This is a genomic window from Dolichospermum sp. FACHB-1091, from assembly GCF_014697585.1.
Lineage (GTDB): Bacteria > Cyanobacteriota > Cyanobacteriia > Cyanobacteriales > Nostocaceae > Dolichospermum.
The window spans coordinates 95,546-117,487 of the sequence record NZ_JACJSB010000013.1 but is presented as its reverse complement, the minus strand read 5'-3'; the positions used below and the strand labels follow the sequence as shown (position 1 = coordinate 117,487).

Genomic DNA, 21,942 nt, shown 5'->3' with positions numbered 1-21,942 from the left:
TCAAAATAATCTCTTAATTATAACTGTAAACAATGCAAGTAGAATCACAAGTCTCTAATATTGATCATAATATTTTTACTGATTTCGGTGGGGTAATGATTCCCCAAGCACCTGCGGGATTTAAATCAGGTTTTATTGGTATTATCGGCCGTCCTAATGTCGGTAAATCCACTTTAATGAATGAATTAGTTGGACAAAAAATAGCCATTACTTCCCCCGTATCCCAAACTACTCGCAATCGCTTAAAGGGGATTCTAACTACAGAAACAGCCCAGTTAATTTTTGTAGATACACCAGGTATTCATAAACCCCATCATCAATTAGGAGAAGTGCTGGTAAAAAATGCGAAAATTGCCATTGAATCCGTAGATGTGATATTATTTGTCGTTGATGGCACTGTAGCTTGTGGACCAGGCGATCGCTATGTTGCGGAATTACTAATTAATAGTCAAACACCCGTAATTTTGGGGATTAACAAAATTGATCAACAACCAGAAGATGCTCAAAAAATCGCCGAGAGTTATATTCAACTAGCTAACAGCTATCAATGGGAAAGTGTGAAATTTTCCGCTAAAACCGGCGCGGAATTATTACAACTCCAGGACTTATTAATTAGTCACCTTGAACCGGGTCCATTTTACTATCCACCAGATTTAGTAACAGACCAGCCAGAACGGTTTATCATGGGTGAATTGATTCGAGAACAGATATTATTATTAACCCGTCAAGAAGTTCCCCATTCCGTAGCGATCGCCATTGATTTAGTTGAAGAAAGCCCAAAAATTACCCGTGTTATTGCCACCATCCATGTTGAGAGAGATTCTCAAAAAGGGATTCTCATTGGCAAAGGGGGAACAATGCTCAAATCAATTGGTAGTGAGGCTAGACAACAAATTCAAAAGCTAATTGCTGGGAAAGTTTATCTAGAATTATTTGTTAAAGTCCAACCCAAATGGCGACATTCACGAGTACGGTTAGCAGAACTAGGTTATCGTGTCGAGGAATAGGTGATAAACTGCTTATGGTATTGTAATATCATTGCGTCAGACTTCTTTAAAAGTCAGTACCAAGGCAATTATGATTAAATCTTGGATGATAATTGGGATTATAGCATTCTTAGTCGCTTTCGCTGGTAATTGGATGACACCCAAGCAGAGTCAATGGTTTCGACAATTACAAAGGCCTAAATGGTTAACATTTGAATCAGCAATTCCCCTGATTTGGACTGTAATATTTATCTGTGGTTCTTGGTCGGCTTACATTATTTGGGAACATAGCCCAAATAGCTATACAAGCCGCTTAATGATGGGTTTATATTTACTCCTAGAAGTATTTACCATAGCTTACACCCCTGTGATGTTACATTTTCGCAGTCTCATAGTTGGGACAATTATCGGTGGTACAGGATTACTGATTTGTTTGTTAATCACATTAGCGGTTTTAGCAGTATCCCATTGGGCGGCGTTACTATTATTACCATATTTGCTATGGAGTCCCATAGGTACATATACCACATGGGAAATGAGTCGTCTTAATCCTCAAGATGTTTAAAGTCAGAAAGTTGAAAGTCTTGATGATATTTGACTTTCAACTTTTTATCCCACATTCTGCACTTCAATATTTAATTCAAAATCATTTTCTCATTTTTGCTTCTGAATTTTCTGAATTTATTGTCAATCCCATATAAGTAGATGAACGGAAAAAACCGACACAAGTAACGAAAAGTAAAGTTGTCCAAAACCTCTTCCCAGTCAAGAGTTCCCAGTTAAAAGTTCCCTTGTCATAACGACAATTTTCAACGACAACCTACTTAATACTTTTGAAACATTTTCTGAGAGAGCATACATAGTCCGATAGTATTGGGAAACCCCTAGAGCATTGAGATCCCCAACTTCGTCAAGAGTGGGGGATCTCAATAGCTGATTTAAGAATAACAGAAATTAACCGAAATGTTTGATGATTGCGTCAGCAAATTCAGAACACTTTAAAGGTTGTACAGGTGGTTCCATTAACCGCGCTAAGTCATAAGTAACTTGACCATTGGCGATCGCATCACCTAATCCTTTTTTAATCAAATCTGCGGCAGCTTGCCAACCCATATATTCTAGCATCATCACACCGGAAAGAATCACAGAACCGGGGTTAATTTTATCTAACCCAGCGTGTTTTGGTGCTGTACCATGAGTGGCTTCAAAAATCGCGCAGGAGTCGCCAATATTTGCCCCTGGACCCATGCCTAAACCGCCAACAATAGCGGCAGCAGCATCAGATAAATAATCACCGTTTAGGTTCATTGTAGCCAGAATAGAATACTCATCTGGACGAGTTTGAATTTGTTGAAAGATACTATCAGCAATGCGGTCATTGACCATGATTTTCTCTTGCCATTTGCCATTTCCGTGGCTGTCCCAAATTGTATTGAGAACTGTTTCTACTTCTTTGACAATTTGGGCTTTTTTCTCTGGTGTTAAAGCATCAAAACCAGGATCAATTTGACGGGCGTTTTCTTCTGAGGAAATATTGGGATTTTTCTCTTTATTTCCTAATATCCAAGATTCCCGTTCTGTAACAGTTTCTTGACGAAATTCCGTAGTGGCCAGTTCATAACCCCAGTCACGAAAAGCACCTTCGGTATATTTCATAATATTACCCTTATGTACCAAGGTGACTTGTTGCTTATCTTTGGGCAATAACAAAGCGTGTTTAATCGCCCGTCTAACTAAACGCTGAGAACCAGTTTTACTGATGGGTTTGATGCCTATACCAGCATCTAAGGGAATTTGCTTTTTACCGTGTTCAGATGTAGCAGGTATTAACTCTTCGTTAAGGATCTTGATGAGGCGATTCCCTATTTCACTACCTTGTTTCCACTCAATTCCCAAATAAATATCTTCCGTATTTTCCCGATAAACAATTACATCCAACTTTTCAGGAGTTTTGTGGGGAGAAGGAGTACCCGCGTAATAACGACAAGGACGCACGCAAGTATAAAGATCAAAGATTTGGCGTAAGGCGACATTTAAAGACCGAATCCCTCCACCAACGGGAGTAGTCAAAGGTCCTTTAATCGCTACGCCATATTCTTTAATAGCCGTCAATGTATCCTGGGGTAAATATTGATATGTACCATATAAATCACAAGCTTCATCACCAGCATAAACCTTAAACCAGCTAATTTTTCTTGTGCCATTATATGCTTTTGCGACTGCGGCATCCAGCACTTTTTCCGTTGCAGGCCAAATATCTATACCCGTACCATCACCGCGAATAAATGGGATAATGGGATTTTCAGGAACAACCGGTTCACCGTTTTTGAAGGTAATTTTTGCGCCGGTGGTAGGAGGAGTAATCTTTTCGTACATAGTTAACACATTCCAAATAGAAGAAATTCACCAACTTAGAAGTCAGGAGTATTTATTCTGTAACTCCTGGATCATGTAACTCCTTAGCTGATAAAGTATTGTGGGCTAGGATTTCGCTAAAGCCACTGGGAGTGATTTTTTCAAATACACACTCCGGGGCTTTCCAACTTTCCCCAAGATTTGAAGTAAACTACTTTTCGCTATTTGTGCTTCATTTTGTAGAATAACCGATAGCAATAGATAGTTTATTCACGCTCACGCTAACACGAGTAATGGCATGACAGACCCAATGATTGTATCAGGCACTACAAATGATCTTGACTCCCTCCGCCAAAAGTTAATCGCTGGGTCCGAAAAAGTCCAACAACAAATCATCCCGCAGTTAGCTGACTTGGGTAATGAGGGGTTAGAGGTATTGAAGGAATTTTTGCTGAAACGTCGTGACCACCCAGCAACTTGGATTGATGGTAAACTCTACCAAGTCATCTACAATACTGATGCACCGACAAGTCGGGAATTTCTACAAACTAACTTTCCTGAAGGAATTGTACCTCTAAAATCGGACTGTGGGATCAGTTACAATTCTTTGCAAAAGCTACTTGTAAATCAAGATTTTCAAGCAGCAGACCTCTTGACAATTCAGAAGATGTGTGAAGCAGCAGGTTCTCAAGCAGTAAAAAGAAAATGGCTATACTTCACAGAAGTCGAAAGTTTACCAATTCAAGACCTACGCACTATTAATCAACTCTGGGTAGTTCACTCAGAAGGTAAATTCGGCTTTTCTGTACAACGAGAAATTTGGTTAGGTTTAAATAAAAATTGGGTTAACCTCTGGCCGAAAATTGGCTGGAAAAATGGCAATAACTGGACAAGATACCCCCACGGGTTCACCTGGGATTTAAGCGCCCCTAGAGGTCATCTACCCCTCTCTAATCAACTGCGTGGAGTCCGGGTAATGTATTCTTTATTATGTCATCCCGTTTGGAATAAGACTGAATAATTTTCTCGCGCAAAGGCGCAAAAGGAAGAAGGGTCTATAAATTAATTGAACAATTACAATTACCCTCAACTTTTAGTTAGTTGGGGGTAATTGTTTAATTACTGAGTTCCAATGTCACAAATTTTTGGCATTTCTGCCAAAAATTTCATTTAAAAACTGAAGGTAACAAGTTGGGGGCTAACCATAAAGCATAACCAATGAAGGCAAATAGTAAAGTAATCAAAAGAGTCACTACATAGCTAATGCTCATTAGCAAACCATCGGATTCAATAGTAGCAACTGCCAAAAGTAAAATTCCCACGGTTGGGATAGGATTGGTAAAGGGAACAGGAGAAATCAATAATATTGTCAACCAAGAGATACATAACCCATTAAATCGCCAAATTAAAGGATGATTAGCGACTTTTTGAAATCGGGGCTGGGCAATTTTTTCTAAAATTTTAGTTACTCGACGCAGATTTTGTAAGATAATTTGGGCGAAAGCGTTGGGAAATTGATAGTTAGCGATTTTTTTGGGTAGCCAGGGTGTTCTTCTACCTAAAACCATTTGTAATGATAATATTAAACAAGCTATGCCTAGAGGACCGCTTAATCCCGGTGGCATGGGAAATAAAAAGGGTAATACTAATAATGTGATGACTAAGCTAAAACCCCGTTCTGACGTTTCTAAGAGAATATCACCTAAAGTCAAAGGTTTTTCGGTTAACCGTTGCAGTAAAGATTTGATTTCTTGGGAAAAGCGTAAATTCATTTTTGTACTAGTTAAAAAAATTGTCATTTTGGCGAAAAAATATAGGAATTACGCATTGAGAAAAAATCTCATTCATGGGTTTCCCCTGTAGTTGGTACTGAATTCCCATACACATCACTGTAATACAGTGTGATTAAATTTATTCCTGTGATGCTCTTATGATATTTCCCAGCTTAAAAATAAGCGATTAATTCTGCATTTTTTGGATCAATTTCTGTGATTGTCCGATGTCTGGTAAATAGACGACACTTTTTATAAATACACTATTTTGCCCCTTTGTCAATGCGTAAGTCTCAGAAATAACCGACAAATAAATCATTTTAAAATTTGATTCCTCCATGATCTCTATCTCTGTATCCTGAAGTGGTTAGTTTTTCCATTGCGGGAATTTTCGGAAGAAGGAAAGTCAAATTAGCCTTTTTAGCAATTCAGGAATTTGAGATGGACTATTGGCCAGAGGGATTTTTAGCGCCTCAAAAGCAGCCAATTTACTTTCTACCGTGCCAAAATTAGCAGAACGTCCAATTACAGTGGCTAAAGTTCCTGTTTGTTGCCAATTTTGTGTGGGAGGTGCGTGTCTACCGGCAATATAGGCAATTACGGGTTTATCAATTGTTTCAGCAATATATTTTGCTGCTGCTTCTTCACTTCCCCCACCAGGTTGGCCGATTAAAACAATGGCTGCTGTGGTGTCATCTTCATCGAGAATTTGTAACCATTGAAGAAATGAAGAACCAACAATAGTATCACTGCCAATACTAACACTAATTGACTGTCCCAAACCCACTTTTGTTAATTCCCAAGCTACTTCATAAGTGAGGGTACTACTGCGACTGACAATTCCTACAGGACCTGGGATATAAAATTCATGTTCGTGAGTACCCAGGAGAATTTTTCCAGGGACGATAATTCCGGGACTATTTGGACCGATAATTAAGGTTTCACCTGCTTCTGTTTTGCGAAGTAATTGCACCATATCCAGAGGTGGGACACCAGCAGTGATAATAATAATTTGGGGGATATTAGACGCTATTGCTTCTAATGCTGCATCCAAAACTTGATCCGGTGGAACACAAATAATTGTTGTGTCAATCTGTCCAAATTTGGCAATAACCTCCTCAACTAAATCAAATACTGGTAGATTATATATTTGCTGTCCACCATGTCCAGGATTGACACCAGCTACCAAATTTGTACCATAAGTTTGCATTTGAGCAATATGAGTTGCTGAGATAAATTCACAAAATCCTTGGATTAAAACTTTACTTTCTGGTGTTAAGTTCATAATTTGTTAGTGGGTAATGCAATTTTCATTTCTCAATAATTACCTATTACCTTTTTTATTCCCAGGTGATTTAACTAAATGAACCGCTTCTCTAACTGCTTCATCTAAATTTTCTACAATAACAAGTGATTGATTAGCAGTTTTTAATGTAGCTAAATATTTTCTGACATCCTTAAATTCAGAACCAGCTAAACGGATCACTAAATGGGGGAGATTAACCTGAACTTGACACTTATTACCATTGGAAACCGATAGTTCAGATGTGATTTCACTTGTATCTGATTGGAGAAATTTGGTAATAATTTCTGGAAGTTTGTCAACTTGAGGGATAGTTCCTAAAAAGTTGATTAAAATAACTTGAATACTTTGATATTCAGCTAAAGTTTTCAAGCTACTTACCAAGCGATCGCTAAAAGTCGTCGATTTAGTATCACTCGTAAATGAATGACGCAAATTGACACATTTACCAGGTTTACCACCTGCATAAACAACCGCATCCAATGTTGTGAATATAGAACCTTTGCCATTCCCTAAGATACCGATTTTACCGGGCATTTCTAAACTATTCCAACTACCCAAAAAGTCGTTATTTTCGCGCTCATCATCACGACGGCTGACCATTTTTGCGGCCATGTCAGCTATTTCGGGATGACGGTTAATAGCTCGTTCATTAACCCTGATTTTACCATTCAGAGCCATGACTTGACCCATTGAGTTCACACCCAAAGGATTAATTTCTACTAAGTCCAAATCTTTTTGGATGAATAACTGGTACAGTTTCTCGACAATATTGCTCACAGACTGCATCAAAGTACCCTGCAAACCCATTTTCAAAGCCAGTCGTCGAGCGTAAAATGGAGAAAATTCTTGTTGGACAACTACGTGCTGGAATTTTTCTCCTGCTGTTTCCCAGTCAATATTTGCTTTTGTACAACCCAATAAAACGGGACGACACAGCGCAGTATCCAAAACTACAGCAAGATAAAACTCCTCTTGAGCATCATACTTTGATTCTGCCAATAAGACCTCTGGGAATTGTCCCCAAATTGGTAGATTAAATATATTTTGTGCCGCAGCTATGGCATCAATTGTCGTTTCTACGATTCTCACCCCACCCGCTTTTTCCCTTTCCCCCCCTTGTACCTGGGATTTCAGCACAATCGGGTAAGGAATTTTTAAGCGTTTTAAATCTGTGGGATGATCTATTTTTTGGGATGGTAGGACGGGAATCCCGATTTTACCAAACCATTCTTTAACTTGATACTCCAATAAATCCATTGAGACACACCTTGTATTGATAACTCCAACGCTATATATTCCTGATAATATCCAATATTCTGCACAATCCTGAAGATTATAGAATTTGGCTTTGGTTAACTCAAAAATTTCTTGTGCCATTGTCTAATTTATAATCTGGTTGTGTAAAAAAGTATAAGACATCACGCGAAACTCTTGGCTGTATTTTTCGTGAATAATTCAACATTGGTTAGAAAATGATTGTCTTGGCTTTGAAATCTGGGTCTGCATCTGGCTACGAATTTTCCTCATCCCTGTGCCAATTCCCGTTCTCTTGGATCATCAAAACTATACATCAAAAGTGACGGTAACGCTTCATGAAAACAACAGTCGAACAAGAAGAACTACAACTTTTAGGCGATATTTTGCGGACAAGATTAAAAGCAAAAGTACCTGCTAGTCAGGATTTTCAGGTGAAATGCGCCATCAAAAATGATTTATTGATGATTTTAACTCAACACCCTCCTGGAGTGACAGTTGACACTGAGCAAGTTTTTGATGTCTTGGCACAAACATTACAATCCCAATTCAACTACAAAACTCAACATATCCAATTTTTCTTGAGAGTTTTTGGGGACAAGCTTCCCTATGCTAAATATTTCCTAGATTCTCCCATGCCGACAGTGGAGACAGAAGGGGAAACGGAAAGCACCAACCAGAAGGAAAAAGAAACTTCCTTAACTGAAACCATTCCCGATTCATTTGTCTCCACTCCCGAAGCACTTTTATTAGACTATTCCTCACCGGATTCAATTTTACACAATCTATCTCTGGATCAAGATCAATCCCAGGAAATTGGGGAAGAGTCTTATCCTTTTGTTCATATCCCAGCTAAACCCAAAAAAAGACACTTATTGCGATCATTTCGTCCTGGTCCTATAATTAGTACTACTGTATTTATCGTCTTCCTTTACCTGAGTGGTACTTTTGTTCTCCATCGTGGTTGTGTAATTTTGGAGTGTAAAGAATTGCAAACAGCCAAAAAATTTAAAGGTGAATATCAGCAACAGATCAAAAGTACCAAAACCGATTTAGAGTTATTAGCAATACAACAAAAATTAGACAAGGTGGTAGCAGATTTACAAAAAATACCTCAATGGTCTTCTCGTTATCAAGAATCTCAGGAATTAGCTAATAGTTTTTCTCAAGAGTCGTTAAAAATTAACCAGGTGCTACAGGCTTTACGGGCGGCAACATCTGTAAAAAAAACAACTTTATATCCAGCTAAAAGTTGGGCTGAATTACGTAATAGACAAAATTTGTTGAGACAGGCAATCACTCGACTAAATAACATTAAACCTGAAAGTGAATTTTATCAATTAGTACAAGGAAATTTACCAAGGTATGAAAATAGTTTAAAGACTATTACCCAGCAGTTAATTAGAGAAGAAACATGGCTGAAAAAAATTGCCAGGGCTAAAACCCTACGAGAAGCAGCTATCAAACGTCAAGCCACTGCTAAATCTGCTGCTGATTGGCAACAGGTAAAATATAATTTAGGGGCAGCAATCAATATCTTAAAAACTATTCCTCAAGATAGTTTTGGTTTTCAAGACGCAGGTAAGCTATTAGTATATTATCAATCAGAAGTCATTGTAGCATATGAAAACGCCGAAAAAGAACAATTATCAACAATGTCCTCTCAACAACTTCTCGCAATCATTAATCAAGTCAAAACCGATCTCAATAAAACTTGCACTAGTAAAATTAAGATTTGTACTTTTACCATCGAGAACCATCAAATTAATATTCGCTTAAGTAGTGAATATGACAGCTTATTAAAAGTTAATAATCGAACAATGCAGCTTCACTTCCAAAGTTTGCAAAATGCTCTCAAAGTCATTGGTCAAAAATATCAACTTCCTGTATTTATTTATAATTCCCAAGGACAATAACACTAGAAGGGGCAGGGAAAGAGGGGGTCAAATCTCAAATCTAAGATTGTGTGATTCCTTAAATTCCCAAGTGATTTTGTAATGCTTGACGCATTTGCGTCACGGGAACTGTTTCTTCTTGTAACCAGATTTTTAAGGCTGCTGCACCTTGTTGTACAAGCATTTCTAAACCATCAATAGTTACTATCCCTTGTTTTTGGGCTAGGTGCAAAAATTTTGTTGGTTTAGGGATATATATTAAATCATAGGCGATGGCATCACCAGGTAAATAACCCATTTCTTGACTACTCAATGGTGATTGTTCAACATGGGGATACATTCCTATGGGGGTTGTATTTACTAACAGGTTAGCTTGGTGAAGTAAATTTGGTAACTCTGTCCATTCATGAACCTGGAATTTATCTGCAAAGGGTGAATTTTGCCAACTTTGCTCAAATACTTGTAATTTCTGTAAATTCCGCCCCACAACGTGAATTTCGGCTAAACCAAGTTGAATACAACCAGCAACAACAGCCCTCGCAGCACCACCATTCCCTAAAATTACCGCTTTTTTCTGACTCCAATCTTGATGATATGTTGTTTGTAAAGGAGCGATAAATCCTTCTACATCTGTATTTGTACCTAACCATTTATTACCTTTATTCACAACTGTATTTACAGCACCAATAGCTTGGGCAATAGGGGAAATTTCTGATAATAAAGGTAATATTGCTTGCTTATGAGGAATTGTGATACTAAAGCCTACAACACCAATACTAGCAAAACCTGCGATCGCCGTTGCTAAATTTTCTGGGGCAACGGGAAAAGGTAAATATACATAATCTAATCCCAGTTTAGTCAAAGCGGCATTGTGCATCAATGGTGACAGAGAATGTTCTATAGGGTGTCCAATTACTCCCAAAATTTTAGTTTTTCCGGTAATCATTTGTATTAGTTGTTGGTTGTACATTTAAAAGGCGGTTAGAAACCGCATCTACACAGGCAAAACCCACCTGTGTGGGTGATAATTAATTTAATTTACATAATTTAATTTACATAATTTACAATTGTTCACAGTAACTTAATATTTCTTGGCAATATGCAAACAAGAATCGCTCCTTTGACAAATCCGATTCCTGGTCAATACTGGCAATGGCGTGGACACAAAGTGTATTATGTACAGGCAGGAGAACCGCAAGTGCAACGTCCACCCTTACTATTAGTACATGGTTTTGGTGCGTCCACAGACCATTGGCGTAAGAATATCACAGAATTGAGTGCAGACTTCCAAGTATTTGCCATTGACCTATTAGGATTCGGACGTTCAGCAAAACCTAAATTGCAGTATAGCGCCGATTTGTGGCGGGATCAACTCCATGATTTTATCAGTGAAGTTATTGGTCAAAAAACAATTTTAGCGGGTAACTCCTTGGGAGGATATGCTTGTTTATGCGTTGCTTCTCAACGTTGTGATAGTGCTGCTGGTGTAGTATTACTTAATAGTGCAGGTCCTTTTTCCCCAGCAGAAAATCAAATTCAACCTGCTGCAAATCCCCTCAAAAAACTTTTAGGAAACGCTATTAAATGGTGTTTTAAACAACGGTTAGCACAGTCTTTGTTATTTGAATATACGCGGCAAAAATGGGTAATTCGGCGCACCTTAGAAAAAGTTTATCTTGACAAAAATGCAGTTACAGATCAATTAGTCGCAGAAATTCAACGTCCTGCTTATGATCAAGGGGCTTTAGATGTATTCATTTCTGTTTTTAGCACTCCTCAAGGGGAGAAAGTTGATGTTCTACTCAAACAATTAAATTGTCCTTTATTGTTATTATGGGGAGAAGCAGATCCTTGGATGAAAGCGAGAGAACGTTCTCAGAAATTCCATGAATATTATCCCCAATTAACAGAATATTTTCTCATAGCTGGTCATTGTCCCCATGATGAAATCCCTGAACAAGTAAATTCATATTTACGTGATTGGGTAATTAGTTTGCATTAAATTTGCATTAAAATTAGGATGGGTGGGCATCTTGTCCACCCCACAATATTTTTAATATATTAAAATATTTTTATTTTTACTTTAATTTTAAAAATTGACATCTTCTTGAAGATATATTTCCTTAGTTATAAATTGGTAATAGCAAGTTTTAATTTTAATTTGAATTAAAATTTTAATAATTACCTCTTTAGACTCAGGTATATAAATTGAAAAACCTTAACACTAAGAATATCACTTCATCATCTTTATAAAATTAAAATTCTAGATATAATGACACAATCTGTACAGACAAAACCACAAATTCAGGAATTGCGTAAACTACTAGAAGGTATTGAATGTGGAATGTTAACCACAATTGATGATCATGGTAGTTTACATAGTCGCCCCATGTCAATATGGAATGAAATTGATCATAATGGTACACTTTGGTTTTTCACTTTAGCTAATTCCCATAAAGTCGTAGAAATTGAACATCATCAACAAGTAAACGTCAGTTTTTCTGCACCTAATCAACAGCGATATGTTTCTATACTAGGTTCAGCACAATTAATAAGAGACCGCGATAAACTTGAAGAAAAATGGCAGCCAGGATTAGAAATTTGGTTTCCCCAAGGGATAGATGAACCTGATATTGCTTTACTAAAAGTAAAAGTTAATAAAGTAGATTATTGGGAAAGTTCCTCTAGTTTTAGTCCGCAAACAATTAGTTTTTTATAGTTTTTTAGAACAATCACACCGTTAAATTCTCATCTCTAATAGCCAAAATACCTATCTCCCCAATTTCCTCAAGCAGTTGGGGAGATAGGTTTAGATATAGACTAAATCATCCTAAAAATAACTTATATGCAGGATTATCACTTTCATGCAAATAGCTATAACCAAGAGTATCTAAAAATGATTGCCATTCTGTCATTTCATGGGGAGGAACTTGCATTCCTACTAAAATGCGTCCATAATCTGCGCCATTATTGCGATAATGAAATAAGCTAATATTCCAATCAGGAGACATGGAAGTTACAAATTGCATTAAAGCACCAGGACGTTCAGGAAATTCAAAGCGGTAAAGTAGTTCATTTTCTGCTAGGGGAGAATGTCCTCCTACCATGTGACGTAAATGCAGTTTTGTTAATTCATCATCTGTTAGATCTATGGTTTTTAAATCGTGAGATTCAAAATTTTCAACCATTTTTGCTGCGTCGGCACGATTTTCTATTTGCACACCCACAAAAATATGCGCTTCTTTTTCGTTAGCAATACGATAATTAAATTCAGTTAAATTCCGCTTACCAATACATTCACAAAACTTTCTTAAACTGCCTCTTTCTTCGGGAATTTTAACTGCAAAAATAGCTTCTCGACGTTCTCCAAATTCTGCCCGTTCAGCCACAAAACGCAACCGATCAAAATTCATGTTAGCGCCACAAGCAACAGCAACCAGGGTTTGATTGGCAATTTTTTCTCTTTCTGCATAAACTTTTGCCGCAGCGATCGCTAATGCCCCCGCAGGTTCTAAAATAGAACGAGTATCCTCAAAAACATCTTTAATGGCCGCACAGGTGGCATCTGTATCCACTAAAATAATTTCATCTACGTATTGTTGACATAAACGGAAGGTTTCTTCTCCTACTTCCCGCACCGCTACCCCGTCAGCAAATAAACCGACCTGAGACAACCGCACTCTTTCACCAGCTTGCAGTGATTGATACATAGCGTTAGCGTCCACAGGTTCAACACCAATAATTTTAATATCGGGACGCAAGCGTTTAACATAAGCAGCAATACCGGAAATCAAACCACCACCACCAATGGCCACAAAAATGGCGTGAATAGGTTGTTGATATTGTCGGAGTATTTCCATACCAATTGTTCCCTGGCCAGCAATGACATCAGGATCATCAAAGGGATGTATAAAAGTTAATCCCTTTTCCGCTTCTAATTGGCGAGCGTAAGCGTAAGCATCGTCATAATTATTACCATATAGTATTACTTCCCCTCCCCTAGCTTTGACCGCATTAATTTTTACTTGGGGTGTAATCACTGGCATGACAATAATTGCCTTTGTTCCCAAGCGACTAGCAGCTAAAGCGACACCTTGGGCGTGATTTCCCGCTGAAGCCGCTATGACACCCTGCTTCAGTAAATCTGGTGTCAGATTGACCATTTTATTATAAGCGCCCCGTAATTTGAAGGAGAAGACTGACTGCATATCTTCCCGTTTCAGTAGGAGTTTGTTATTAATACGCTGGGAGAGATTGGGTGCATATTCGAGGGGTGTTTCCTGAGCTACATCATAGACACGGGCGGTAAGGATTTGTACTAAATAGTCGCAATACATATCAAGGGGTGCATTTCGGGTTGGTTGTTAATTGTACCGCTTGTTGGGTCTTTTGGTGGCAGGTTTTGAGAAAAAAATTTCGCTTCTGCATCCCGTGGTGCGGGCATCTTGCCCGCTATAATCATAAAAATCCCGTGGTGCGGGCATCTTGCCGGCTAAAAGTGTCCCTCACTCTTATAGTAATCCGCTGTCAAATATATCCATAGTGATTGTGTTTAAGAATACCCTGGGGCAATCACAGATTGATATTGGCAATTACAATCAATAGTAAATCCAATCTCTGCGATCGCTTTTCCCATATATCTAAGTATAAATTCTTATACTATACTGTTATTTAATGACATCCCACACTAATATTAGGTAAAGTTGATTTAGGGTTAGTAGTTAATTTTACCCCTTGTTGTCCAGATGGTGCATTTAATTTGATGGAGTTTTGAGTTCTGAGGATGAAATTTTGGCTTCTGAGAATCAGGTTACGAGTTCTCAGCAGAGAGTTTTGAGTTCTGAGTACAGGGTTGGAAGTTCTGACTACAGGATTTTGAGTTTTGAGGACGGAGTTTTGATTTCTAAGTGCGTAGTTGTGAGTTTTGAGCATAAAGTAAAGTTTTGACTTATTGATCATTCCTGTTTTTCAGAGGATATCATCATATCAATCTTTTGCTCCCTATATTAGTCAAGGCGAAAATTTTGAGATTTTAACTTTTCATGCCCTTCTACTCCAATATAGAATAGTAAATAGACTTGATATAAGTAGGTGATCGAAAAAAAAAACGACACAAGTAACGAAAAGTAAAGTTGCCCAAATCCTCTTCCCTGTTCCCTGTTCCCTTGTCATAACGACAATTTTTAACCCCAACCTACTTACATTACTAATTAAGCGTAATTCCCAATGACCACTAAACGACATTACCACATTATTACCTTCGGTTGCCAAATGAATAAGGCCGACTCCGAGCGCATGGCTGGTATTTTAGAAGACATGAACTTTGAGTGGTCAGAAGACCCAAATCAAGCAGATGTAATCCTTTACAACACTTGCACCATTCGGGATAATGCGGAACAAAAGGTATATTCTTATTTGGGTAGACAGGCTAAACGCAAGCATGATCAACCAGATTTAACCTTGATTGTTGCTGGTTGTGTCGCTCAACAGGAAGGAGAAGCTTTATTGCGACGAGTACCCGAATTAGATTTAGTTATGGGACCGCAACACGCTAACCGTCTCAAAGATTTGCTAGAGTCTGTCTTTGAGGGTAATCAAATTGTCGCTACGGAAGAAGTTCACATTTTTGAAGATATCACCCAACCCCGTCGGGATAGTCAGGTAACAGCTTGGGTAAATATTATTTATGGCTGTAACGAACGTTGTACTTATTGCGTAGTTCCGAACGTGCGCGGTGTGGAACAGTCCCGTACACCGGAGGCAATTAAGTATGAAATCGAACAGTTAGGAAAACAAGGTTACAAAGAAATTACACTGCTGGGTCAAAATATTGACGCTTATGGTCGAGATTTACCCGGTTCTACTCCTGAAGGTCGTCATCTGCATACATTAACAGATTTACTTTATTATGTACATGATGTGCCGGGAATAGAAAGAATAAGATTCGCTACTAGTCATCCTCGTTATTTTACAGAAAGATTAATTAAAGCTTGTGCTGAATTACCGAAAGTGTGTGAACATTTCCATATTCCCTTTCAATCTGGAGATAATGAGCTTTTAAAAGCAATGTCACGGGGCTATACTCATGAAAAATATCGCCGAATTATTGATACTATTAGAGAGTATATGCCGGATGCGTCAATAAGTGCTGATGCCATTGTGGGTTTTCCGGGTGAAACAGAAGCACAATTTGAAAATACTTTGAAATTAGTAGAAGATATCGGTTTTGATTTATTGAATACCGCTGCTTATTCACCCCGTCCCGGTACACCAGCGGCTTTGTGGGATAATCAAATCAGTGAAGAAGTAAAAAGCGACAGATTGCAAAGATTAAATCATTTAGTTAATATTAAAGCAGCCGAGCGATCGCAACGTTACTTTGGACGCATTGAAGAAGTATTAGTAGAAGCTGAAAACAGTAAAGACAAAACCCAGGTTATGGGAAGAACCGGGGGAAATCGTCTCACATTCTTTACTGGTGATATTAATTGTCTAAAAGGGAAAATAGTCAAAGTCAAAATTACCGAAGTTCGTCCTTTTAGTTTGACAGGAGAAGCGATAGAAGTTCGTCAAGCCGCAACAGTTTAATAGAAATACTTAATAGGAATACAAGAGTATGGTTTAAGAGGGTGTTTGAAAAGTGATGATTTATGTATTTTTACCCCTCCCTAACCCTCCCCTTGTTAATGGGAGGGAACTAGATTTCCTTGTTTCCCCCTTTCCAAGGGATTAAGGGGGGGTAAGAGGGGATACTAGTTTTCAAACAACCTCTTACATGAAACGTCTCCTTTTCCACAAAAATATCAGAATTCAGTGATGAAAGTGAATACCTATGAAAATATCATAGACAAATTCAAAAAAGTCCTTTTTCTGCAATAACCCGGAAGTTTGGGGACTGCCTTTTTCATCCAATAACGGCTTCATTAAATAATAAGCCGGTTGATAATTATACCAAGGAATCGAAGGCCACAGATGATGAATTAAATGGTAATTCTGCCCTAAAATCAGGATATTGAGAACTTTACCAGGATAAACCCGGGCATTTTTCCAGCGATTTCTTTCTACAAACGGACGGTGGGGTAAATAATCAAAAAATAACCCCAAAGTTATTCCTACTAAAAAAGCCGGAATAAACCAAAAGTTAAGAATATAGCCCAAAAAATGATATTGGACAGAAATATAAACAATAGTAATGATGATTAAGCGACTAATAAACCATTCTAGTAGTTCATAATTACGCCATAATCGTCTTTGGAAGAAAAATACCTCATGGTACAAAAATCTCACCGCAATTAACCACAGGGGTCCGCCTGTCGAAACATAATGATCTGGGTCATCATTAGGGTGGTTAACATTACCATGATGCTGCAAATGTACTCGTGTAAATACTGGAAAAGCAAAGGCGAGAATTAAGGCACTACAATGGCCTAAGATAGCATTAACAATTCGATTCCGATGGGCTGACTGGTGACAAGCATCATGAATGATTGTTCCTGAACAATGGAGTGCTAGTGTATTGATACTAAAACACAACCAATGAGGCCATTCCCACAACCAATACCCAAAATTAGATAAAACCAACATCATCACTACGACTAAAAACATCAGTAGCGTGGGGTTAAAATCACCAGGAGGTGATAAAAGTTCTTTGGGGGGAATTGTCAGTGGCTTTTGTGCCTCCGACGTGAGCATTATTAACTCCTTTAATTAATAATCAATCTTTACGGATCATACTATTAATCTTAGTTAAGAGTAAAGTTATGTAAAGCAAGATTTATTTACAGTTCTGTGGAAGGGTCAATAAATGAGGCTATGATTCTTGGCTAAACCAGTGCTTTTAGATAAAAAACTCTCTGAGAGGACTGTTGCCAATGTACGATATCAAATTTATACCATAATTACCTCCCTAACTGCCTGTAACATTGATTTAGCAGTTAATAAAAAAGACAGTTCGTTTAATTCATACCAATTTGCAAAATGATGGTGATCAATGGAAAAATGAATTGCTGATACTGTCAGTTTTTCATCATCCAAAATCTTAGATCTCAAATGGTATCAGCAAAGATGACGATAAATTCCCCGGTAGACTCCAAAAATCTTCAACCCAGCCCATGACGCAATTAAGAGATTCTCAGCGCCGAACTAAAATTGTTGCTACTATTGGACCTGCTACCAGTAGTCCAGAAATGCTGAAAGCAATTATTGAAGCGGGTGCTACAACCCTTAGACTCAACTTCTCCCACGGAACTCATGCTGATCATCAGCGTAGTATTCGGTTAATTCGGCAAACTGCTTTTGAATTAAATAGACCAGTAGCAATTCTACAAGATTTACAGGGTCCCAAAATCCGTTTGGGACGGTTTGAAAATGGTTCTATAATCTTAGCCAAGGGCGATCGCTTCACCTTGACAAATCGCCCCATAGAAGGAACTCAAGAAATAAGTTGTGTCACTTACGATTACTTAGCGGAGGAAGTTCCCACAGGTGCAAAAATCCTCCTCGATGATGGTAAAGTCGAAATGGTGGTAGAGGACATCAACCGCGAAAAAGGTGATTTACACTGTCGTGTCACAGTTCCAGGTAAACTTTCTAACAACAAAGGTGTTAATTTTCCGGGAGTTTACTTATCCATTAAAGCCATGACCGACAAAGACCGGGAGGATCTCATGTTTGGTCTAGATCAAGGTGTTGATTGGGTAGCACTTTCCTTTGTCCGTAATCCCCAGGATATCATTGAAATTAAAGAACTAATTTCCAGCACCGGTAAAAGTGTCCCTGTAGTTGCTAAAATCGAAAAACACGAAGCCATTGAACAAATGGAAGCAGTTTTATCTTTGTGTGACGGTGTCATGGTCGCTAGAGGTGATTTAGGGGTGGAATTACCAGCAGAAGATGTACCCGTACTACAAAAACGGCTAATTGCTACGGCTAACCGCTTGGGTATTCCCATCATTACCGCTACCCAAATGCTAGATAGCATGGTCAGTAACCCCCGTCCTACCCGCGCAGAAGTATCCGATGTTGCCAACGCGATTTTAGACGGTACAGACGCTGTCATGCTTTCCAATGAAACCGCCGTCGGTAGTTTTCCTGTGGAGGCTGTAGCGACCATGGCCAGGATAGCAGAACGCATGGAACAGGAGTACGCACAAAACCCCAACTCCCGTCAGTCACGAGATAATAAACCCTCTATTCCCAATGCTATTAGTCAAGCAGTTGGTCAAATTGCAGAAAATTTGGGTGCAGCGGCGATTATGACTTTAACACAAACTGGAGCTACAGCCCGCAACGTTTCTAAATTCCGCCCGAAAACACCAATTTTAGCAATTACACCCCATGTTAACGTAGCGAGACAGTTACAGATGGTCTGGGGCGTAAGACCGCTTCTAGTGTTAGAATTACCTTCCACAGGTCAGACGTTCCAAGCAGCTATCAATGTAGCCCAGGAAAAAAACCTCTTAACGGAAGGTGATTTAGTAGTCATGACTGCTGGTACACTTCAGGGGGTTTCTGGGTCAACAGACTTGATTAAGGTGGAAGTGGTGACTGCTATACTCGGCCAGGGAGTTGGACTGGGACAAGGTTCAATTACTGGACGCGCTAAGGTAGTTCATAATGCTATGGATGCCAGTAATTTTAATTCCGGTGATATTCTAGTAGCATCCCGCACAGGTGTGGATTTTGTAGAAGCAATTCGCAAAGCTGGGGGGATTATTACTGAGGAAGATAGTCTCACTAGTCACGCCGCAGTTATCGGTTTACGCTTAGGTGTACCAGTAATTCTGGGTGTGAAGGAAGCAACACAGGTAATTAAAGACGGTGCGATTTTAACTTTAGATATACAGCGAGGTTTGATTTACTCCGGCGCTGTGGGAACTTAAACAATTAAAAATTCAAAAAAATAATTTTGGATTTTTAATTTTTGGGTTTTAAAAACATTTCACGCAGAGACGCAAAAGGCGCGAAAGGCGTTTTCTGCGTCTTGATTTTATGATAAATAAAAATAAACTACGAAGAAGGGAAGCATACGAAGCAAGAAGAAGGTTATTTATTCTGCAAATATTTCCGCTAAGATATCCAAAACTGCTTTTTGTTCTTCTGTGGTAATTTGACCGAGAAGTTTTACTAATCGGATTTTATCTATTGTGCGAATTTTCTCAAGTACGATTTGTCCTTCTTTTCCTTGAAATTGACAGGTTACTCTTGTGGGGTATGGTTGTCCTTTTGTTGTCATTGGTGCAACTATTACGGTGGAAATATAATGGTTTATTTCATTGGGTGAAATTATTAAGCAAGGGCGTATTTTTTTAATTTCATTGCTAATGGTAGGGTCAAGATTAACTAGGAAAACATCAAATCTGTTAACTACCATTGCCATTCATTTTCATCCCATTCTGTTGTGTTGATATCATTTAATAAGATATCATCGCGGTTTTCTGCCATTTCTATAAATGCTTTTTCCCAACCTTTTCTGACTTTTTCAACTGGGCGAATAATGAGATGATTTCCTTGAACTTCTATTTCTACTTCTGAGTTAATTCCACTTTGTTCTAATAGGGTTTTGGGGATACGTAACCCTTGAGGGTTGCCGATTTTGACTATTCGGGTTTTGATTGCTTTACCCATTTTATGTTTTGGGGGATAGGGCAGTATCTACATTGTAATTACAAAGATAAAAATAGTCAAGTAGAGGAAGATATGTTTATTTAGTGAGGGATGTTAATCGCAGTTTAGATGCTGCACAGAAAAAATTACAAATTATTGCGACGAGATATGTAAACAGGTTTTTGAGTATAATGAAGTAATGAATCACAAATATTGTTCTATAATGAGTAAATTTGCGAGTTCGATTAATTTACAATTATCACCTGATTCTTTAAGTCAGGGTGAGTCGGCTATTCGTCAGGAATTAGCTTTACAGTTATACGCACAGAATATTTTTACTTTTGGTCAAGCACGACGTTTGGCTAATTTATCTGTTTGGGAATTTCAGCAGCTTTTAGGAGAAAGGAAAATTGAACGACATTATAATGAAGTTGATTTATTGGAAGATGTTAAGACTATTCAAGAAGGTTTTTAATAATTGTGACTGTTATTTGCAATGCTACACCTCTAATTAACTTTGCTGCTATCAATCGTCTAGATATTTTAAAGGAGGTATTTGGACAAGTTATAATTCCTCAAGCTGTTTATCTTGTAAACTAGAGAAAAAGAATTAAATAGAGCTTATATGCTGAAGTCTTTTCAAATACGCAACTTCAGACTTTTTAATCGTCTTGAAGTGAAAAAATTAAGTAATGTTAACCTTATTGTCGGTATGAATAATGCTGGTAAGAGTACATTTCTCGAAGCAGTAGAACTTTATGCCAGTAATATCTCCCCTATGACTCTACTTGATATTGTAGAATCAAGGCAAGGATCTTGGATTAGTGAAGCACAACAGCATCCTCCAAATTTTCTTAGTAATCCCATACGTCATCTATTTTTTAGTCATAAATTACCCGATATAGGAGAACAAGGTATCATTCTTGGAGAAATTTCTTCAACCTCAAAAATTCACATCGGCGTTGCTGTATATCAGATTAAATCTGATGATGAAGGGACAATGAAAAGAATTCGCATTTCTGGTGAGCAACTATATGAAGACTTATCAAATATTGAAGTTATTCTCATAGCAGAAGAAGGCGAAAAAACTCGAAGAATCTTGAGATTAGATAAGGATTTTAGAGAAATTAGACGTGGTTCTAGAGTTGTTTATGAACGACAAGATTCTGAATTAAAATACAAATGGCAATTTGTCTCAACAGAGAATATGCCTAACCGAAAATTAGCTGCTCTATGGGATTTGACAAGTTTAACCAGTTTGGAATCAGAGGTAATTTCTGCTCTTAAACTTATTGAACCTAAGATATCAGGAGTCGCTTTTGTAGAAGATATTAGTAAAGGCCGTAGTAGTGACAATCGTATTCCTCTAGTAAAAGTTGAAGGTATAGATGAACCATTACCTCTTAAAAGTATGGGTGATGGTTTAAATCGTTTATTTCATATCATGGTAGCTCTGGTGAATGCGAAAGATGGAATTTTGTTAATTGATGAATTTGAAAATGGCTTGCATTGGACAGTACAACCTAAAGTTTGGGAGATTCTTTTTCATTTTTCCGAAAAGCTCAATGTTCAAGTATTTGCAACCACACATAGCCGTGATTGTGTAAATGGTTTTGATAGTGCGTGGCATAAGTATCCTTTACTTGGTGCTTTCTTTAGACTAGAAGTTAAAAATAATCTGATTAGAGTAAAAGAATATTCTTCTGAAACATTGGCAGATTCTATTGAAATGGACGTTGAAACAAGATAAAGAGAAATAGTATGAAAGA

General features: G+C 38.0%; 21 protein-coding genes and 1 pseudogene. 10 read left to right on the top strand and 12 right to left on the bottom strand.

The window, feature by feature from the left end; all coding sequences use genetic code 11:
• The first annotated feature begins 32 nt into the window (after window positions 1-32).
• Window positions 33-1,007, top strand: a complete 975-nt coding sequence (gene era, locus H6G25_RS10605) for a GTPase Era (RefSeq protein WP_190392446.1) — start codon at window positions 33-35, stop codon at window positions 1,005-1,007.
• 70 nt (window positions 1,008-1,077) lie between these two features.
• Window positions 1,078-1,551 carry a TspO/MBR family protein gene (locus tag H6G25_RS10600; RefSeq protein ID WP_190392445.1) on the top strand — a complete coding sequence of 158 codons (474 nt, stop codon included), beginning with the start codon at window positions 1,078-1,080 and terminating at the stop codon, window positions 1,549-1,551.
• A gap of 389 nt (window positions 1,552-1,940) precedes the next feature.
• Here the strand turns inward: H6G25_RS10600 and H6G25_RS10595 are convergent, their stop codons facing one another.
• A complete protein-coding gene (locus H6G25_RS10595; RefSeq protein ID WP_190392444.1) occupies window positions 1,941-3,362 on the bottom strand; it encodes an NADP-dependent isocitrate dehydrogenase in 1,422 nt (473 codons plus the stop codon).
• A gap of 277 nt (window positions 3,363-3,639) precedes the next feature.
• Between H6G25_RS10595 and H6G25_RS10590 the strand changes: the two genes are divergently transcribed.
• Complete coding sequence (locus tag H6G25_RS10590; protein WP_190392443.1) at window positions 3,640-4,362, top strand: GUN4 domain-containing protein; 723 nt, start codon at window positions 3,640-3,642, stop codon at window positions 4,360-4,362.
• Between the two features lie 145 nt (window positions 4,363-4,507).
• On the opposite strand, the gene H6G25_RS10585 is transcribed toward H6G25_RS10590, so the two are convergent.
• The 4 genes and pseudogenes from H6G25_RS10585 to H6G25_RS10575 all read right to left on the bottom strand — a co-directional run bounded on the left by H6G25_RS10585 (window position 4,508) and on the right by H6G25_RS10575 (window position 7,676).
• Window positions 4,508-5,113: an exopolysaccharide biosynthesis protein gene (locus tag H6G25_RS10585; protein WP_190392442.1), complete on the bottom strand. Its 606-nt coding sequence runs from the start codon at window positions 5,111-5,113 to the stop codon at window positions 4,508-4,510.
• Between the two features lie 40 nt (window positions 5,114-5,153).
• Window positions 5,154-5,322 (bottom strand): annotated as a pseudogene (locus tag H6G25_RS21160) (IS701 family transposase); the annotation flags it as partial.
• A 197-nt stretch (window positions 5,323-5,519) separates the two neighbouring features.
• Complete coding sequence (locus H6G25_RS10580) at window positions 5,520-6,398, bottom strand: CoA-binding protein (RefSeq protein WP_190392441.1); 879 nt, start codon at window positions 6,396-6,398, stop codon at window positions 5,520-5,522.
• A gap of 39 nt (window positions 6,399-6,437) precedes the next feature.
• Window positions 6,438-7,676: a succinate--CoA ligase subunit beta gene (locus tag H6G25_RS10575; RefSeq protein WP_190392451.1), complete on the bottom strand. Its 1,239-nt coding sequence runs from the start codon at window positions 7,674-7,676 to the stop codon at window positions 6,438-6,440.
• A 335-nt stretch (window positions 7,677-8,011) separates the two neighbouring features.
• Here H6G25_RS10575 and H6G25_RS10570 point away from each other — a divergent pair, with 335 nt between their 5' ends.
• On the top strand, window positions 8,012-9,589 hold the full coding sequence (locus H6G25_RS10570; protein WP_190392440.1) for a hypothetical protein: 1,578 nt from the start codon (window positions 8,012-8,014) through the stop codon (window positions 9,587-9,589).
• Between the two features lie 58 nt (window positions 9,590-9,647).
• Here H6G25_RS10570 and H6G25_RS10565 read toward each other — a convergent pair whose 3' ends face one another.
• Window positions 9,648-10,514 carry a shikimate dehydrogenase gene (locus H6G25_RS10565; protein ID WP_190392439.1) on the bottom strand — a complete coding sequence of 289 codons (867 nt, stop codon included), beginning with the start codon at window positions 10,512-10,514 and terminating at the stop codon, window positions 9,648-9,650.
• 153 nt (window positions 10,515-10,667) lie between these two features.
• Here H6G25_RS10565 and H6G25_RS10560 point away from each other — a divergent pair, with 153 nt between their 5' ends.
• Both H6G25_RS10560 and H6G25_RS10555 read left to right on the top strand, forming a co-directional pair.
• Window positions 10,668-11,570 carry an alpha/beta fold hydrolase gene (locus tag H6G25_RS10560; protein WP_190392438.1) on the top strand — a complete coding sequence of 301 codons (903 nt, stop codon included), beginning with the start codon at window positions 10,668-10,670 and terminating at the stop codon, window positions 11,568-11,570.
• Between the two features lie 270 nt (window positions 11,571-11,840).
• On the top strand, window positions 11,841-12,287 hold the full coding sequence (locus H6G25_RS10555; protein ID WP_028089165.1) for a pyridoxamine 5'-phosphate oxidase family protein: 447 nt from the start codon (window positions 11,841-11,843) through the stop codon (window positions 12,285-12,287).
• Window positions 12,288-12,393: 106 nt separating this feature from the next.
• Here the strand turns inward: H6G25_RS10555 and ilvA are convergent, their stop codons facing one another.
• Entirely contained in the window at window positions 12,394-13,905 is a 1,512-nt protein-coding gene (gene ilvA, locus H6G25_RS10550) for a threonine ammonia-lyase, biosynthetic (protein ID WP_190392437.1), read from the bottom strand.
• A 334-nt stretch (window positions 13,906-14,239) separates the two neighbouring features.
• Window positions 14,240-14,500: a hypothetical protein gene (locus H6G25_RS10545; RefSeq protein ID WP_190392436.1), complete on the bottom strand. Its 261-nt coding sequence runs from the start codon at window positions 14,498-14,500 to the stop codon at window positions 14,240-14,242.
• Between the two features lie 294 nt (window positions 14,501-14,794).
• On the opposite strand from H6G25_RS10545, the gene miaB reads away from it, so the two are divergent.
• Entirely contained in the window at window positions 14,795-16,156 is a 1,362-nt protein-coding gene (gene miaB / locus H6G25_RS10540; RefSeq protein WP_190392435.1) for a tRNA (N6-isopentenyl adenosine(37)-C2)-methylthiotransferase MiaB, read from the top strand.
• Window positions 16,157-16,378: 222 nt separating this feature from the next.
• Here miaB and crtR read toward each other — a convergent pair whose 3' ends face one another.
• Both crtR and H6G25_RS10530 read right to left on the bottom strand, forming a co-directional pair.
• Window positions 16,379-17,260 (bottom strand): beta-carotene hydroxylase, encoded by an 882-nt coding sequence (gene crtR / locus H6G25_RS10535; protein WP_028083201.1) that lies wholly within the window; start codon window positions 17,258-17,260, stop codon window positions 16,379-16,381.
• A gap of 195 nt (window positions 17,261-17,455) precedes the next feature.
• Window positions 17,456-17,602 carry a hypothetical protein gene (locus H6G25_RS10530; RefSeq protein ID WP_190392434.1) on the bottom strand — a complete coding sequence of 49 codons (147 nt, stop codon included), beginning with the start codon at window positions 17,600-17,602 and terminating at the stop codon, window positions 17,456-17,458.
• 77 nt (window positions 17,603-17,679) lie between these two features.
• Between H6G25_RS10530 and pyk the strand changes: the two genes are divergently transcribed.
• Window positions 17,680-19,449 (top strand): pyruvate kinase, encoded by a 1,770-nt coding sequence (gene pyk / locus H6G25_RS10525; protein WP_028089224.1) that lies wholly within the window; start codon window positions 17,680-17,682, stop codon window positions 19,447-19,449.
• A gap of 167 nt (window positions 19,450-19,616) precedes the next feature.
• On the opposite strand, the gene H6G25_RS10520 is transcribed toward pyk, so the two are convergent.
• The gene (locus tag H6G25_RS10520; protein WP_190392433.1) at window positions 19,617-19,946 is read right to left on the bottom strand and encodes a type II toxin-antitoxin system PemK/MazF family toxin; all 330 of its coding nucleotides are present in this window, start codon (window positions 19,944-19,946) and stop codon (window positions 19,617-19,619) included.
• A complete protein-coding gene (locus H6G25_RS10515; protein WP_190392432.1) occupies window positions 19,934-20,194 on the bottom strand; it encodes an AbrB/MazE/SpoVT family DNA-binding domain-containing protein in 261 nt (86 codons plus the stop codon). Before H6G25_RS10515 ends, H6G25_RS10520 begins: the two co-directional genes overlap by 13 nt.
• Window positions 20,195-20,396: 202 nt before the next feature.
• Between H6G25_RS10515 and H6G25_RS10510 the strand changes: the two genes are divergently transcribed.
• Entirely contained in the window at window positions 20,397-20,648 is a 252-nt protein-coding gene (locus tag H6G25_RS10510) for a UPF0175 family protein (RefSeq protein ID WP_104386476.1), read from the top strand.
• A 150-nt stretch (window positions 20,649-20,798) separates the two neighbouring features.
• Complete coding sequence (locus H6G25_RS10500) at window positions 20,799-21,923, top strand: ATP-binding protein (protein WP_190392431.1); 1,125 nt, start codon at window positions 20,799-20,801, stop codon at window positions 21,921-21,923.
• Window positions 21,924-21,942: the final 19 nt, after the last annotated feature.